Source organism: Neptuniibacter marinus (assembly GCF_001597725.1).
In the GTDB taxonomy this organism is placed as follows: Bacteria; Pseudomonadota; Gammaproteobacteria; order Pseudomonadales; family Balneatricaceae; genus Neptuniibacter; species Neptuniibacter marinus.
Genome location: NZ_LUTR01000003.1, coordinates 225,304 through 241,552, shown reverse-complemented (window position 1 = coordinate 241,552; position 16,249 = coordinate 225,304). Strand labels below are relative to the sequence as shown.

At 42.4% G+C, this 16,249-nt stretch carries 16 protein-coding genes; 6 read left to right on the top strand and 10 right to left on the bottom strand.

The window, feature by feature from the left end; translation table 11 throughout:
- Window positions 1-15: 15 nt before the first annotated feature.
- Genes A3774_RS04800 through dinG form a run of 3 tightly spaced genes read right to left on the bottom strand, consistent with a single transcriptional unit; the run spans window position 16 to window position 3,780 of the window.
- Complete coding sequence (locus A3774_RS04800) at window positions 16-237, bottom strand: hypothetical protein (protein WP_067863927.1); 222 nt, start codon at window positions 235-237, stop codon at window positions 16-18.
- Window positions 200-1,624: an ATP-dependent RNA helicase RhlB gene (gene rhlB, locus A3774_RS04795; RefSeq protein ID WP_067864136.1), complete on the bottom strand. Its 1,425-nt coding sequence runs from the start codon at window positions 1,622-1,624 to the stop codon at window positions 200-202. Before rhlB ends, A3774_RS04800 begins: the two co-directional genes overlap by 38 nt.
- Before the next feature lie 35 nt (window positions 1,625-1,659).
- The gene (gene dinG, locus A3774_RS04790) at window positions 1,660-3,780 is read right to left on the bottom strand and encodes an ATP-dependent DNA helicase DinG (protein ID WP_067863924.1); all 2,121 of its coding nucleotides are present in this window, start codon (window positions 3,778-3,780) and stop codon (window positions 1,660-1,662) included.
- A 157-nt stretch (window positions 3,781-3,937) separates the two neighbouring features.
- On the opposite strand from dinG, the gene lexA reads away from it, so the two are divergent.
- Window positions 3,938-4,540, top strand: coding sequence for a transcriptional repressor LexA (lexA, locus tag A3774_RS04785; RefSeq protein WP_067863921.1), 603 nt, complete (start codon window positions 3,938-3,940; stop codon window positions 4,538-4,540).
- Between the two features lie 2 nt (window positions 4,541-4,542).
- On the top strand, window positions 4,543-5,013 hold the full coding sequence (locus tag A3774_RS04780; RefSeq protein ID WP_231867936.1) for a cell division inhibitor SulA: 471 nt from the start codon (window positions 4,543-4,545) through the stop codon (window positions 5,011-5,013).
- A gap of 35 nt (window positions 5,014-5,048) precedes the next feature.
- Here A3774_RS04780 and A3774_RS04775 read toward each other — a convergent pair whose 3' ends face one another.
- From A3774_RS04775 to topA, 3 genes are read right to left on the bottom strand one after another with little or no spacing between them, the layout of a single operon-like run.
- Window positions 5,049-5,309 carry a hypothetical protein gene (locus A3774_RS04775; RefSeq protein ID WP_156473657.1) on the bottom strand — a complete coding sequence of 87 codons (261 nt, stop codon included), beginning with the start codon at window positions 5,307-5,309 and terminating at the stop codon, window positions 5,049-5,051.
- A gap of 5 nt (window positions 5,310-5,314) precedes the next feature.
- Window positions 5,315-5,839 (bottom strand): DUF6586 family protein, encoded by a 525-nt coding sequence (locus A3774_RS04770; RefSeq protein WP_067863915.1) that lies wholly within the window; start codon window positions 5,837-5,839, stop codon window positions 5,315-5,317.
- Window positions 5,840-5,851: 12 nt separating this feature from the next.
- Window positions 5,852-8,488: a type I DNA topoisomerase gene (topA, locus tag A3774_RS04765; protein ID WP_067863912.1), complete on the bottom strand. Its 2,637-nt coding sequence runs from the start codon at window positions 8,486-8,488 to the stop codon at window positions 5,852-5,854.
- Window positions 8,489-8,798: 310 nt separating this feature from the next.
- Between topA and A3774_RS04760 the strand changes: the two genes are divergently transcribed.
- Window positions 8,799-9,503: a DNA topoisomerase I gene (locus A3774_RS04760; RefSeq protein WP_067863909.1), complete on the top strand. Its 705-nt coding sequence runs from the start codon at window positions 8,799-8,801 to the stop codon at window positions 9,501-9,503.
- Here A3774_RS04760 and A3774_RS04755 read toward each other — a convergent pair.
- A complete protein-coding gene (locus A3774_RS04755; RefSeq protein ID WP_067863906.1) occupies window positions 9,500-9,709 on the bottom strand; it encodes a DUF1653 domain-containing protein in 210 nt (69 codons plus the stop codon). The two genes, A3774_RS04760 and A3774_RS04755, sit on opposite strands and share 4 nt — an antisense overlap.
- A 3-nt stretch (window positions 9,710-9,712) precedes the next feature.
- A complete protein-coding gene (locus tag A3774_RS04750) occupies window positions 9,713-10,219 on the bottom strand; it encodes a hypothetical protein (protein ID WP_067863903.1) in 507 nt (168 codons plus the stop codon).
- 218 nt (window positions 10,220-10,437) lie between these two features.
- Between A3774_RS04750 and A3774_RS04745 the strand changes: the two genes are divergently transcribed.
- Window positions 10,438-10,881 (top strand): universal stress protein, encoded by a 444-nt coding sequence (locus A3774_RS04745; RefSeq protein ID WP_067863901.1) that lies wholly within the window; start codon window positions 10,438-10,440, stop codon window positions 10,879-10,881.
- Between the two features lie 46 nt (window positions 10,882-10,927).
- On the opposite strand, the gene A3774_RS04740 is transcribed toward A3774_RS04745, so the two are convergent.
- Window positions 10,928-12,811: an ATP-binding cassette domain-containing protein gene (locus A3774_RS04740; protein WP_067863898.1), complete on the bottom strand. Its 1,884-nt coding sequence runs from the start codon at window positions 12,809-12,811 to the stop codon at window positions 10,928-10,930.
- A 149-nt stretch (window positions 12,812-12,960) separates the two neighbouring features.
- Between A3774_RS04740 and A3774_RS04735 the strand changes: the two genes are divergently transcribed.
- Together A3774_RS04735 and A3774_RS04730 are read left to right on the top strand one after the other, a co-directional pair.
- A complete protein-coding gene (locus tag A3774_RS04735; RefSeq protein WP_067863895.1) occupies window positions 12,961-14,922 on the top strand; it encodes a transglycosylase SLT domain-containing protein in 1,962 nt (653 codons plus the stop codon).
- 81 nt (window positions 14,923-15,003) lie between these two features.
- A complete protein-coding gene (locus A3774_RS04730; RefSeq protein WP_067863892.1) occupies window positions 15,004-15,804 on the top strand; it encodes a TatD family hydrolase in 801 nt (266 codons plus the stop codon).
- Between the two features lie 32 nt (window positions 15,805-15,836).
- On the opposite strand, the gene A3774_RS04725 is transcribed toward A3774_RS04730, so the two are convergent.
- Window positions 15,837-16,085, bottom strand: coding sequence for a glutaredoxin family protein (locus A3774_RS04725; protein WP_067863889.1), 249 nt, complete (start codon window positions 16,083-16,085; stop codon window positions 15,837-15,839).
- Window positions 16,086-16,249 lie beyond the last annotated feature (164 nt).

Below are 16,249 nucleotides of genomic sequence, written 5' to 3'. Positions count from 1 at the left end.
TTTTCCAGTACAAACTTATTTAACAGAATCGTCCAAGCTATCCAGCATTTTATTAATGCCTTTAAATAACAGCAGAACGATGAAATACCCTAAACACGCCAAGCCTAAAAAAAGCATCAACTGTAAAGGATCATCTGTGCGCTGATACCCGGCAACACCTAATGCGGCAATCACCGCACTAAATACTACCGCAACAATATTAGCTAGACGCTTTGTCTTGTGTATGTCCTTTTGCATCGTCACTTCCATTAATTTCACTTCCGCTATCTTTGCTGACAGCTTCAGTTTTTAAATCTAATTCTTGCGGAACCGGCGACTCTTTTTTGGGTGTACGAGGAGCCGTTTGCGGCTCTTGTAAAAGCTCTGGTTCCGGGTGGATACAGTTTAACTTAACCCCTGTTTCCGCCTCAATCTCTGGAATAAGGAAGGAATCATCTTCACAGGCAAAACAGATAGAAGCGCCGGCAGCGCCCGCTCGCCCTGTGCGTCCAATACGATGAACATAATCATCAGGATCTTCAGGCAGTTGATAGTTAAAAACATGGGTCACACCATCAATATGGATACCACGCCCAGCCACATCTGTTGCAACCAGTACTTGGATTTTCCCATTACGGAAATCTTCTAAGGTACGTACACGTTTTTGCTGTGGAATTTCACCCGACATTAGCGCCGCTTTAATCCCATCTTTAGATAATTTTTCGGCTAAACGACGTGTTTCATCTCGACGATTACCAAAAACAATAACCTTCTCAGCTTGATCTTTATCCATATAATTCCGCAGTAAGCGGTATTTCTGATCCGCCGCCACAAGATATACGGTTTGACTCACATTATCAGTGGTTCTGATCTCTGGAGCGATCTCAATAACCACGGGATCAAGTGTCCACTGTTCCGCCAAGCTCAAAATATCATCGGTAAACGTTGCACTGTAAAGCAATGTCTGACGATCACTCCCTTTGCGCGGTGTATTACGAACAATAGTACGTACATCAGGGATAAAGCCCATACTTAGCATACGATCGGCTTCATCAAGAACCAGTATCTCCACATTCCACAGATCGACATCTTTACGGTTTACAAAATCGATTAAACGCCCAGGCGTTGCGACCAGAATATCGACAGGTTTTTTCTTTAGCTTTTGGCGTTGCTTATCGTAATCCATACCTCCAACAAGGCTAACCACATGAAGATCCGTATACTTAGCTAAGTTTTCAGCATCATCAGCGATTTGTAACGCTAACTCACGAGTCGGCGCGACAATTAAAGCCCTTGGCTCACCCTTACGACGTTTTTCTTCGATTGGGAAATCGATTAAGTCGGTGATAATTCCCAATAGAAAAGCAGCAGTTTTACCTGTACCTGTCTGGGCCTTACCAATTATATCTTTACCATCCAGCGCAGCCGGAATTGTTGCAGCCTGAATCCCTGTACAGTACTCAAAATTAAGATCGGCGATAGCATGAAGAACAGTATCTGGCAAATTGAAATCACAAAAACGCTGTTTTCCTTCAACCGCAGGAATATTTACTTGGTCTGGACTCCATTCAGCGCGGTCATCCGACCGTGATGCGTGAGAAGGTACAGATCTCACCTTCCTTTCGGTCTTATTTTTTTCATGCATATCCATTGTATTATCTATAGTCAACTCAATATATCCTAAGAAAAATTTCGCCTATACGGCGGTAATGCTGCCAACAACTGCTTACCATAACGACGCGTAATAAACCGCCGATCCAGTAGAGTAATTATACCTTGATCTTTTTCTGTTCTAAGTAATCGGCCAGTCGCCTGAGTAAGACGCATCGAGGCCATAGGTATAACCCACTCAGCAAACGGGTTGCCGCCTTGAGATTCTATCCATTCTGAATATGTGGCATCCACAGGGTCATCAGGCACGCCGAAAGGCAGTTTAGTAATAACCACATGCGTCAAATATTCGTGAGGAAGATCTACCCCTTCCGCAAACGAAGCAAGTCCAAAAATAATACTTGGCAGTTCATTATCTATACGTTCACGATGCAGTCGCAAAATCTCATGCTTTGCAAGGTCACCTTGAACCAAAATATTGTCGACCATCTTATCAGGCATCTGCTCAAGAACATACCGCATCTGTCGCCAAGAACTAAATAACACTAAGGTCGATTTTTCTTTAGGCAAAGAAGCCAACAAAATTTCAGCCAATTCGCCATTATGATCATTCGGATTACTGGGATCAGTACGCATTGCTGGAACCCGTAGCTCAGCAGCCTCACTAAAATTAAACGGGCTAGGAAATATAGCGCACGGACTATCTACAGGAATACCTAAATCGGCATACAAACGATCAAAACGTCCTAATGCTGTTAGTGTTGCTGAAGTTACAACAGCACCATAACATTGGGACCAAAGATGTTCCTGAAGTGTCGCGGCAGCTGATACAGGGCTACTACAACACTCCAGATCTAAACCTTCATTACCGTCAACACGTAAGACCCAGCGTGCTGTCGGAAGCCCCCCTTTCTCATCAGGAGATGCATAAGAGCGAGCTAAACCAAACATAGCCTGCATTCTTGAGAGAAAAACACCCATTTGCGGGTACCATTTTTCAGCAATGGATCTATCAATATCAGCCAACTCACCATCCATCGCCTCTTTTAATAGATCGACTATCTGCTCCAATTTGAGTACAACACGTTCGGCTGCCGTAGCGAAGTTATGACAAATAAGTTGCAAAGGCTCAGGAATAACCCCTTGAGCAAACCGATAACGGTCACTTGCCCCCTGAAGTTTATCTATTAATAACTGCTGCAACAGCAACTGCCACTCCTCAAGTGAACGCTCCATATCAGAGAAGGGGTTAGCCATTTTTTCTACATAGCCCTGCAATACCACATGCGCTGATGTGTCATTTAGCAGCTTATTTAATGAACGAGTAACTTTCGCCAACCAGCGCTGACTAGACTTAACACGTAATCTATAAGAAAAATGACCTGTAGTTTTCGTACCAAGATGGTGACCTTCATCAAAAATATAGATCGTATCTTCCGGAGCGGAAAGAATCGCACCACCGCCAAGGGAGAGATCAGCTAACACTAAGTCATGATTTGCAACAATCAGATCCCAACGGTCAAGCTCTTGTCGGGCTTTAAAAAAAGGACAAATTGAAAAATTACTGCAGCGCCGATTAGTACACTGCATATGATCACTGGTGGATAACCGCCAAATAGGATCAGCCACAGTATTTTTTAATCCATCACGATCGCCATCCCACTCACCAGAAGCATACAAACTCAGCAATTCCTGAACTTGAGAAATATCTGACTGATCAATTTTTTGCGCAACTTCATCTTCATACAACGCGATCTGGCCTAACTCATTTTGCTGCTCTAGTACTTTTTCTGCACTAGAAATACAAAAATACCTACCACGTCCTTTCGCCAAGCCATAGGTCAGATTAACGCCAGCCTCTGTTACTAACTGGGGCAGATCCTTCATGATTAGCTGCTCTTGCAAAGCAACTGTTGCCGTAGATACAACAACCTTTTTCTTTCGCTGCTGGGCAATGGGAACAGCCGCCAACAAATAGGCTAATGTTTTACCCGTACCTGTTCCCGCTTCTACCACACTAATATGCGAACCACCATTACGTTCGCCTTCACTGTTCTGCGAGATCGCAGCTAAAGTTCGCGCAATCTCAGCAATCATCATTTTTTGACCATAACGAGATTGAAGCCCACGATTACTTAAGAACGTACTATAGGCCTGCTGTATTGACTGTTTAAGCTGCTTATCTAACAAAGGAAGTACCGAACCTAGGATTGGATGTCTAGATGTAATTCTAACAGCTCACTAGGAAGAAAAACAAAAAACACTGTATAAAAAAACATAAGTTTCTTTACAAACGCAAAATACTGTATAAAAATACACGTACTGTATAAACAAACAGACAAATACTATGAAGCTAACGAAACGACAAACTGAAGTGCTTGAATGTATCAAGCGACACATCGACGAAACGGGTTACCCGCCTACCCGTGCCGATATTGCCCGGGACTTAGGCTTCCGATCAGCTAATGCAGCTGAAGAACACATGAAGGCTTTAGCACGTAAAGGAGCTATTGAAATTATTCCAGGTACATCACGAGGAATCAGAGTCCCTGAGCTCGAAGCAGATTTAGGTATGCCTATTATTGGTCAAGTTGCTGCAGGCTCCCCGATATTAGCCGAAGAACATGTAGAAGATCACTGCACAATTTCGTCAAACTTTTTCCAACCCAAAGCAGATTATCTGCTTCGAGTAAAAGGTGAAAGTATGAGAAACATTGGCATTATGGATGGAGACCTACTTGCAGTACACCAATGTAATACAGCAAAAGATGGCGAAATTGTCGTTGCAAGAATTGAAGATGAAGTCACGGTTAAACGTTTTAAGAAAGAGGGAAATATCGTTTATCTTATCGCTGAAAATGAAGAATTTGAACCGATTGTCATTGACTTGAAAGAGCAAGAAATCGCGATTGAAGGCTTAAGCGTTGGTGTAATTCGCAGAGGTAACTAAAAATGATGGCACTTCCAGTAAGTACTAAGGCTCCACTTGTTCTTCTAAAAAACAAAGTATCAGCTAAAGTTACATCCCTTCCGGTAACCCCTTCTACAAAATCGGAGTTAGCTGGCAGTGTTACAGAAATTGTAGTGCAGAATAACAACTTCTCTAACATCCCTATGCTCATGCCTCTACTGGCACAACTGAGTCAAGATGATAGATGGTTTGTCTGGATTGCACCCCCTGTACTTTTACCTAAACAGCTTCTAGCTGACGCGGGCATAGATCTAAACAAAGTAATTCTGTTAAACCCAGATAACAAGCACAGCACCTTCGCTTTAGCTAAACAAGCCTTAAGCACAGGCACAAGCCACTCCGTCATTTCATGGCCTGGTTACCTTTCAGAAAAGGAGCTAAATGAGTTAGAAAATGCGGCAAAGCAAGGGCAAAGCCACGGAATAGTTATACGTCGAAGACAGCATAGCTAAGGCCCTGATAGATAAGAGGGCTTTTGCAATCCAGTTTAATGAATAATAGGTTCTGGCTCTGATTCAGACTCGGCATTATCATCCAAGTCAAAACCTGATTCGGCAACCATCTGAATACCCGCGGTTAACATGACCCGCGCTACGTCAAGATAGTGCCCATTTAACTTATCTTTCAACTCAGATGAGAAATTAACCTTAATCATTGGCTCCGCATCACTATCTGCATTCCGTATGGCCAATTCACCATTTTCAAGCTCTATTATTTCTAATACCATTTCCGACGCTATACCTGACACTTATTTTACCACTCCTGCATTCCTTCTCTCAGAGAATCAACTAACTGAGACAAAGCATTAAACCAACCTTCATACTCGACTATAATCGCCTTATCTTCCGCATGATCAGGATTAACCTGCAACACATGGATCTCTGACAGGCTTTTAGTATCGCTAGTAGCCCCTTTCTTATCCGCACCATGCCAACAGGCTTCATAAGCACCTATCATCTTATGTAGCCAAGCTGTCGAATCATTCTCTAGCACACTTAATTGTTTTAGCTCGGGGCTTTCAACACCGGTAACTTCAAGTTCAGCAGCTAACGATCGGTAACCCTCTAAAGTTTCAGTATCCACTTTATAAACTTCTGCTATTTCACGTAAAAACGCGTCATAAGCAGACATTAAGTGAAAAAGAACAGATTCATTAAATGATTCGATGAGTGCATGTTTATTCCAGCTGGTATCATCTTGAGCTTGCTTTAGTAGCTCAAGATGAATACGTGTAAAACTTAATTTCTGATTAGTCCGTGCTAAATAAATACCGCTCATGGAGTACCCTAACTATTTTTTCGCCTTTTTGCGGGCTTCTTCAACGACCCACTTCCCATCCTGATAGAATGCCCGCCAACCGGTCGCTTTACCATTGACCTCGGTCATGACGTATTGCTCCTTAGTCTTGCGACTATATCGAACAACCGTTAAATTTCCATCAGCATCTTTTTTAGGCGCACTAAACAAAAATTCATATTTAGGATCTATTTCACTTTGGTGCGGCAACAACTCAACAATTTTTGGTGCTCTTGTTTCCCTATTTCGTGGAAACTGACTGGCAGCAAGAAATAAGCCTGATGCCCCATCACGAAGAATATATGTATCCTCAACCTTTTCACAAGCCAATTCAGGCATAGGAACAGGATCCATTTTTGGCGGTGCAGCTTCACCACTTCTTAGCAACTTGCGGGTGTTTTTACACTCTGTACAACCAAAATATTTACCGAACCGACCTGTTTTTAACTGCATTTCAGCCGAGCATTTATCACACTCTAATACAGGCCCGTCATAACCTTTAATTCTATATTCTCCAGCCTCAACCTCAAAACCAGAACAATCGGGATTATTACCACACACATGAAGTTTACGTTTCTCATCTATTAGATAAGAGTCCATCGCCGAACCGCATATGCCGCAACGATGTTTATTACGTAAAATACGTGACTCTTCTTCGTCATCACCATCAACGCTAACCACCTCATCACCAGGGGTTAAGTTAATAGTACATTTACAACGTTCTTTCGGAGGTAAGCTATATCCAGAACAACCGAGAAAAACACCTGTACTCGCCGTGCGGATCATCATATGACGGCCGCAGTCAGGACAGCTAATGTCCGTCTCTGTCGGCGTATTAGGCCTCATCCCATGCTCATCACTTTGTGCCTCTTCTAATTTTGCAGAGAAATCCGCATAAAACTGATCAAGCAATGCTTTCCAATCTGCGCTTCCTTCAGCAACATCATCTAAGCTTTCTTCCATGCGAGCGGTAAAGCTATAATCCATCAGGTCAGCAAAGTTCTCACCTAAGCGCTCAACAACAATATCGCCCATTTTCTGCGCATAAAAACGTCGATTCTGTACTTGAACATAACCTCGATCTTGAATCGTAGAGATTATCGTCGCATAGGTTGATGGGCGACCAATTCCTTGTTTTTCTAGCTCTTTTACCAAGCTCGCTTCAGTAAATCGAGGCGCTGGTTTAGTAAAGTGTTGCTTGGGTGTTAACTCAACGAGAGAAAGTGTTTCGCCTGCATTAACGTCAGGTAAGAGTATATCCTCTTCCCCTTTACCTTTTGCTGGCATCACTCGTGTGTAACCATCAAATTGTAAGATACGACCTTTAGTTACTAATTCAAATTCTGCAGCGGCAACCGTTACCCGCGTACTCAAAAACTTAGCAGGTGTCATCTGGCATGCGAGGAATTGTCGACGAATAAGCTCATACAAGCGCTCAGCATCGCGATCCATGCCTTTGAGGGCTGTGGCCTCAACAGTAACATCTGAGGGGCGAATCGCCTCATGAGCCTCTTGTGCTCCCTCTTTGCTGCTGTAACTCAATGGATTCTCCGGCAGATACTTACTACCGAAATTATCACCTATATATTCCCTACAAGCCGCGATAGCCTCTGCACTTAAATTGGTAGAATCAGTACGCATGTAGGTGATGTAGCCCGCCTCATATAGACGCTGAGCCATCATCATAGTTTTCTTCACCCCAAAGCTAAGGCGAGTACTGGCAGCCTGCTGAAGCGTAGAGGTAATAAAAGGTGCAGAAGGTTTACTTGTTGTAGGTCGATCTTTGCGACTAATGACCTCTAAGGAGGCTGACTGTAAACGCTCTAAATGTGCTTTTGTCTCAGCTTCAGAGCCAGGCCTAAAGGTATCACCGTTAACACGGTTCACCTGTAATTTAAGCGGTGCTTTGCCTTCAGTTAGGGCATCAGCCTGCACTTCCCAAAACTCTTCAGGAATAAACGCTCTAATCTCTTTCTCACGTTCGACAACAAGTTTGACCGCAACCGACTGAACACGACCTGCAGACAAACCACGTGCAACTTTCTCCCATAATAAAGGGGACACCATGTAACCAACAACACGGTCAAGAAAGCGGCGCGCTTGCTGGGCATTGACGCGATCCATATCTAATAGAGATGGCTCTTCAAATGCTTCAGTAATTGCTTTTTTGGTAATCTCGTTAAACACCACGCGACGATAACGACTTTCATCACCACCAATCGCTTCGCGTAGATGCCATGCAATCGCCTCTCCCTCACGGTCCAAATCGGTCGCGAGATAGATTTCATCGGCATTTTTTGCCAGCCGTTTTAATTCGTCTACGACCTTTTCTTTGCCCGGCAAAATTTCGTAGTGAGGCTCCCACCCTTTTTCAGGGTCAATCCCCATGCGCCCGATCAGTTGTTCACGCGCCTTCTTCTTTTTATGCTCAGCTTTTGCTTCAGGCGACATTTTACGTGTTAGCGCCGCCAAACGAGCCCTTTCTTTTGGATCGGTCTTTTTAGTGCTACCGCTCGTTGGCAGATCGCGTATATGGCCTACACTGGATTTCACAACAAACTGGTTGCCCAAGTATTTGTTGATAGTCTTCGCTTTAGCTGGTGACTCGACGATAACAAGAGACTTTCCCATAGAGTCCTTCTTTCCTCAGGGCTATAATTAAGAAGCTATAGTTTAAAAACAGAAAAGGGTTAGAAAGCAAAATTCAACCATGATTTTGTCTTTTAACCTACGACACTGTAAGCAAATCTACAACGCTTCTTTTAAATAACGACATAATAAATAATAATTTGGGTGCATATATAAGTGCTGAGAATGCTGGGGTCAAGCAACAATTGTGATAAAAGTCGACTAATAGACCAACTAGAACTTTACCAATGGAGCCTTAAAGGCCACAATATTCAGCATAATCAACAACATCTCAACTGGCTGAAACAACCTCATGTTAAATGACAATATTCTATTAGTAGTACTGATTGCTGTAGTTGGGTTAGTTGCTATTACCGTTAATTTTGTCATTACTACACGCGAGCAGCAGGAAGAAGCTAAAGAAAAACGTTTAACCTGGCTTCAAGGCCAAGCTGAGCATATTCTGCAAGCACTCGCGGTATTAAGGGAGGCCGATTGTAAGCCTGAAATAGTTCAAAAAATTAATGAGCATGCAACAGCACTATTAGAAGAAGTCGCTATGCTCGCACCTGATTCAGAGCTTTTCGAAGCATTAACACAACAAAAAGATACCGCTGATAAAGCATTCTCATCTCCAGACGCTTTTGACAGTGACCGAGCGCTAAAACGGGCCCAAATCTACATTAATTTTGCAGAGAAACTCATACTTCAACTAGCACGTGGCGGAAAAATAACACGCCCTTTAGCCCGAAGCTATCAACAGGAACTTTATTGGTTACGTATCACTGTCGTAGCAGATGCCCACCTTATGCAAGGTGAACGCTTCAAAAAATCAGATGATTTGATGACAGCACTCTCTCATTATCGCCATGCCAAAGCGCTGCTTGTTCGAGCTAACATCCCAACTCAAAACAAAAAATCCAGAATGGAAGCCGTTGAGAAACTGATTGAAGAGATACAACCTAAAAAGCCTAGACCCCAAGGCTCTTTAGCTGAATCATTAGATCGTTTACTCTAGATTTTGGCAAACCGAGCAATCTGCTGACCATTTTCTAATCTTACCTGCTCAATAAACATATCAAGAGGCCGTATCCATAGGCCCTCATCACCGTAACACTGGCGATAGATGACATGCCATTGCTCTGTCTCAGAGTGTCTAGCTAGGTTAATCACTTCATACTCAGCGCCCTTATAATGCTTATAACGCCCTAATTCAATCTGCACTATCTAAAACCTCTCTGCCACTAAGCTATCTAATAGCGTTTTAATTTCGTCCAGAGCCTCATCACCGCCCTCTTCATTCCAATATACACCAGCATGAATAGGTGTAGATTCAAGAGAAAAAACACCGTCAGGTAATTTAGAAATCACCTCTGCTAACCTATCTAACTGCTTTTCAGACAAGGCTCGCTCACCCTCAGACCAACTCCACCCAGAGGGGAGACCTATATCAGAAATTGATTCAAGTCTAAAAATTTGCCATGTTGTAAAATGATTTTTCTCTTCCCTATTCAGACCTTCACGAATAACTCGATAAGCCGTTATATCACGAGATTCTGGCTCCATTTCACCTTTAGCCCTAGGTGCAGTCAGCCTTTCTAACTGAACAAGAAAACCCATTTTCTTAGCTTTCATCCTCAGTGCTGCCTGATACTTCTGTCGTGGTGTAGGCATTACCCACATCATTGAACCAATGAGCGACATCATAATAACAATTATGATCATCCATTTCATAAACGGTACTCCGTTTAACTGTAAGCAAAGAGGCTTAAAATCAGTTATAAATAAGTGAGTTAGGATTCTTGTAAGCTTTAGTTAATTGATAAATATCAATGCCATGAAGTTTAACAGAGTACTAAGCCACACGCTCTATGCTAATCTGATTAACAATGAGTGTTGAGCCCTATAAATAGGTTCAGCATGTGACCGATAAGCACTTCAAGGAAATAATCATGAGTATTTATAAAAGAGTTTTGCTTGCTCTAGATCTGTCCACTGAATCGGAACAACTACAAGACAAAGCTCGTGAGATTGCTTCACAAAACCAGGCAGAACTACATATTGTGCATGTAATAGAGCCGTTAAGCTTCGCTTACGGCGGTGATGTGCCGATGGATTTAACCTCTATTCAAGAACAACTTGATGAACATGCGAAAAATAAGCTTGAAGCATTCTGCCAATCACTTGGCTACCCCGTTACAACAAAACAAGTAGCAACCGGCCAAACTGAATCTGAGGTCCACCGTATTGCTGATGATTTAGCTATTGACCTAATCATTGTCGGTAGTCATGGCCGCCATGGTATTGCGCTGTTATTAGGCTCTACAGCCAATGGCATTCTGCACGGCGCAACCTGTGATGTACTCGCAATACGTATAAAAGAAGAGGCTGAATAATCTCTCCTTTGTGTGGTGTGGTGCGGTGTGCTGAGTAGAGAGGAGGCTAGCCCTCCTCTTGCATAGCTTCAAGCTCAACCCAGCGTTCCATCAGTGTTTCCACTACCTGCTCTTGAGCTTGCATTTCCTCAAGTATAGAACTCACTACATCTTGGCTTTGCTGATAAAAATCAGCCTTACCGGTTTGCTCTTGTAACCCTGCTAATTTTTCCTCAGCCGCTTCCAACAAAGCGGGTAATTCATCAAGCTCTCGTTGTATTTTATAGCTTAGTTTTTTCTTTTTAGCTGGCTTTTCAACAACCGGACCACTATCGACTTTGGAAGACTTTTTAGGTGTATTTTTTACTAGGCTCGGCCGCTGACGAAGCCAATCTTCGTATCCACCGACATATTCATTTAGCTTTCCATCACCCTCAAAAACCAATGTGCTTGTCACCACATTATCAAGGAAAGATCGATCATGGCTTACCAACAAAATAGTGCCATCAAAATCAAGGATTATCTCCTCTAACAGCTCTAAGGTTTCTATATCTAGATCGTTTGTCGGCTCATCGAGTACCAATAAGTTAGCTGGTTGGCTAAAAAGTTTGGCGAGTAATACTCGGTTAGTCTCACCACCCGATAATGCTTTGACGGGTGTTCTAGCTCGCTCTGGGGCAAACATGAAATCATTTAGATAGCTAATAAGGTGGCGCTGTTTACCATTGATAGTGATACTTTCACGGCCTTCAGCAATATTATCTATTACTGTTTTTTCAGGGTCGACTTGGGCACGCAATTGATCAAAGTACGCAACTTCGATGTTAGTCCCTAATTTAACCTGACCGCTATCTGGCGTTTGCTTACCTAACAACACACCTAACAAACTACTCTTACCCGCTCCATTAGGACCGATCAAGCCAACACGATCACCACGTAAAAGTGTGAAATCAAAATGACTGAAGAGGGTTTTATCATTAAAGCCTAAACTAACGTTTTGTAACTCAGCAACAATCTTACCGCTACGTGCGGCTTCTTCGAGCGAGAATTTAGCTTTACCACCTCGTTCACGTCGATCTGAGCGTTCATTACGCATTTGTTTCAGGGCACGAACACGTCCTTCATTACGGGTTCTACGCGCTTTAATTCCTTGTCTTATCCAAGTTTCTTCCTGCGCTAAACGCTTATCAAAGAGCGCATTCTGCTTCTCTTCGTCCTCTAGCATCTTCTGTTTAAGTTCCATGTAGGCTGAATAACTACCCGGAAACGAAGATAAGTTACCCCGATCTAATTCAATAATACGGGTCGCTAATCTATCCACCAATGCTCGGTCATGAGAAATAATTAATAATCCCCCCCTAAACTCAAGCAACTGTTGCTCTAACCACTCAATAGTTTCAATATCCAAGTGGTTTGTCGGCTCATCGAGAAGTAACAAATCAGGCTGCTGAACTAGAGCCGCACCTAAGGCCGTTCTACGACGCCAACCACCAGAAAGTTCAGACATTAGCTTATCGCCAGGAAGCTCAAGCTGCTCAATAACTCGCTGGACCCGTTGCTCTAGATGCCAACCATCAACCGCTTCAATCTCATGCTGAAGGTGATCAAGCTTGTTCATATCCACTTCTGCAGATGAAGCTAATTCATCATAAGCCTCTCTCAGCTTAAGAATATCGTGCAGCCCCGACGTAACCACATCTCGCACTAAGCGTTCATCTGCAGCTGGCATAGCTTGGGGAAGTTCAGCGATTCGACAGGTAGGTGCTACCCAGAATTTTCCCCCATCCGGTTTATGATGGCCCGCAACGATTTTGAGCAGTGTGGACTTGCCCGCACCATTTAATCCAACTAAAGCAACCCTTTCTCCCGGATCTATTTGAAAATCAACATTATCTAAAAGAGGGTTCGCGCCAAAGGCGATTGATATTTTATCGAGTCTAATAAGTGGCATGTTTGTTCAGCTTTTGTTCTATGAAGGCGCTATTCTACTAGTTTTTACTAGATATGCATGAAAATGCTGCATTCAGACAAATTATTATTTAATAATAAGCTCAAACTGCCGTATAAATAGGTAACGGAACATCACATAGGACTTGGTAAATGTATCGTGTCATGCACAAATTCATCATTTTTTTCTGTTTTACACTGTTAACTCTTGCAACGACTATCAATGCGTCTACAGAATCGTTACGTAAACAGTTTCTTAAGGCCGAATCACTTTTAAAGCAAAACAAAACAGAAGCCTATGCAAAACTACGTGCACAACTCGATGAATACCCTCTAGCTCCTTACTTAGACTATCAAGAGATATTAAAAAATCTCACAAGCTCAAAACCTGAAAAAATTAATGCGTTTATTGAAAAAAATCATGAACTACCTATAGCACAGCGACTCAATAAAACTTGGCTTAAACACCTGAACAGACAAAAACAGTGGAACTCCTATTCCCAACATTTCAGCCTACACCCTATAGATCACACCCATTATCAGTGCATGCAACTTCAAGCATTTTTGAACGGGACAGCAAAACAGAAGAAAGAGGCTCTATATAAAGCTAAAGACCTTTGGGTCGTCGGAGAATCTCAGCCCAAGACTTGTGACCCCTTATTTAAAGAGTGGATGGCAACAGGCAGACCTACATCAGATGAAGCTTATGAGCGTTTTTGGCTTAGTATCGAAGAAAATAATATTAAACTCGCTCAATATATCGATAAAAAGATCAAAAACAAAAAGCAAAAACAACAAACCCAACAGTTTTGGGCGCTTTACAAAAAACCAGAAAGCATCAGTAAAAAATCATTATCCTTCTTGCCAAAAGAGAGTCGAGGCAAAGTTGCAACGATAATTTACAAACGCTGGTATCGCACACAGCCGATTAGCGCGATCCAAGCTTGGATAAAAGTGCGGGATAAGTTGATGAGCCAAGAAGAGCAGCTATCTGTTACTGAATATATGGGGATTCGCCTAAATGCTAACTACCATAGCCAAGCAATTCAGTTATCTCATCTACTAGATCCTGACTATAAAATCGAGTCTTTAACTGAAACCCGTATTCGAAATGCACTCGCAAAGCAAGATTGGAAGACCGTAAAAATAGGTATCGCACACCTCAGCGAAACAGCTAAAGCCGACCCAAAATGGCAATACTGGCACTTAATTGCTGAACGAAACTTATCACCCAACAAAAGTCAGGCAAAGCAATTAGCTGATCTATCTAAAGATAGAAGCTTTTACGGTTTCCTCGCTGCTGAACTCAACAAAAGCCCCTTCCAACTAAATGCCATTAATAACCCCTTCTCATCAGAGCAACTCTCTCAACTATCAAGCAAACCTGCAGTAGCTCGAGCCAGAGAGTTGTTTAAATTAGGCAGACTAATAGAAGCTAACCGTGAATGGAATTTAGCCCTATCACAAATGACGCCCGAAGAAAAAAATGTCGCTGGTTACTTAGCGAAATCTTGGGGTTGGTACTTACAGGCTATTATTAATGCTGCTAAAACGAAACGCTGGGATCATATCGACTTACGCTTCCCTCAACCTCACAGCAAATTATTCAAAACTCACGCTTTAAAAAATGAGTTAGATCTAAGCTTTCCCATGGCTATAGCCCGTCAAGAAAGTGCATTTCTCTATAATGCACAATCACCTGTAGGGGCCAGAGGACTTATGCAGTTAATGCCTAAAACGGCCAAACAAACAGCCCAAAAGCACGAAGTACCCTATAAAAAGACATCACAACTTTATGATCCAGAAACGAATATAACCTTGGGCTCGGCTTATCTAGGCGATATGCTAAAACGCTTTGATAATAACCCTGCATTTGCGGCTGCCGCTTACAATGCAGGTCCCCATCGCGTAAAACGATGGCTCCGACAGCGCGGTGACCTTCCTTTAGATATATGGATCGAAACTATTCCATTCAAAGAAACACGTAGATATGTACAGAATGTCTTGGCGTTTCGAGTTATTTACGATCGTTTAGCAGGACGTGAAGCCCGCCTACTGACAGAAAAGCAGATTAAACTATTAGCTTTAAACCAAAACAAAGCAACAGCGCTGTAAAACCGATAAACCATACTCACTAAAATATCTAGCGGTGATAACGTCACCCCTAGATATTTTCCTATTGATCAGGCTATTTGAATGAACAACTGTTTTTGGACCGATATTGGCGTAAATTTAACGGATAGCAGTTTTGATAAAGACCGGCATGAGGTAATTGAGCAAGCACTTACCGATGGTATAAATAAACTTATTATTACTGGTACAACCCTTCAAGAGTCATTAGACGCTATTCAATTATGCCAGCGCTACCCTAAACAGCTATTCTGCACAGTAGGTATTCATCCTCACTATGCAAAAGACCATTCATCCGCGGACTTCGCAGAATTAAATACACTAACAAAAGAAGCCGGCGTCGTGGCTTTAGGTGAAACGGGTTTAGATTTCAATCGCAACCTATCAACGCCAGCACAACAAATATTCAGTTTTGTTACACAGTTAGAAATAGCCTCTACCCACAAACTCCCCCTCTTTCTACATGAAAGAGATGCCCACAAAAAACAGTTGGAAATACTCAAGTCCCACCGTGATGATTTTACTCATGCGGTAGCACACTGCTTTACCGGTTCGAAACAGGAGTTATATAACTATTTAGATTTAGACCTCCATATAGGTATAACCGGCTGGATTTGTGACGAGCGTAGAGGCTTAGAATTGCAAAAACTAGTCAAGGAGATCCCTTCTAATCGCTTAATGCTCGAAACAGATGCACCCTACCTACTGCCAAGAGATTTAAAGCCTAAACCAAAATCTAGACGCAACATTCCAAGTCATTTACCTCATATTGCCGCAGTAGTCGCAACACTTGTGGATAAAACATTGGAAGAACTGAACCATGATGTTCAGAAAACTACCCTCGACTTTTTTAATATCAACGATTAAATACCAGTAAAAAAATATAGGAACCTAATAACCTAAACGGATAGCTCGTTTAAAAAAGCAGTCAGCTGGCAACCATCAAATGGCCACATAAGCTCTTTGCCTGTCTGTAGATCAACTAATACAGGTATCGTTAAAGCGTATTTCTCCATTAAGTCATCATCTTCAGCAATATCAACCTGGTAGATGGCATACACGTCCATATTGACCACTGAAGTAACAACCGCCTCAGCAACCTCACATAGGTGGCAACCTAAGGTTCCCATTAACTCTAATTCCCGCATACCCTTTCCACATCAAATTAATACTTAATTAAGCTTTTTAAGATTGCCTTGCTAAAACACTACTCTCTGTAAAATACACCAACAAAATTATTAAATAAAAATAAGATCGCCGCTTATACTAATCAAGTCAGCAAAAAACAATGGGGCTAAATAGCAGACATAAG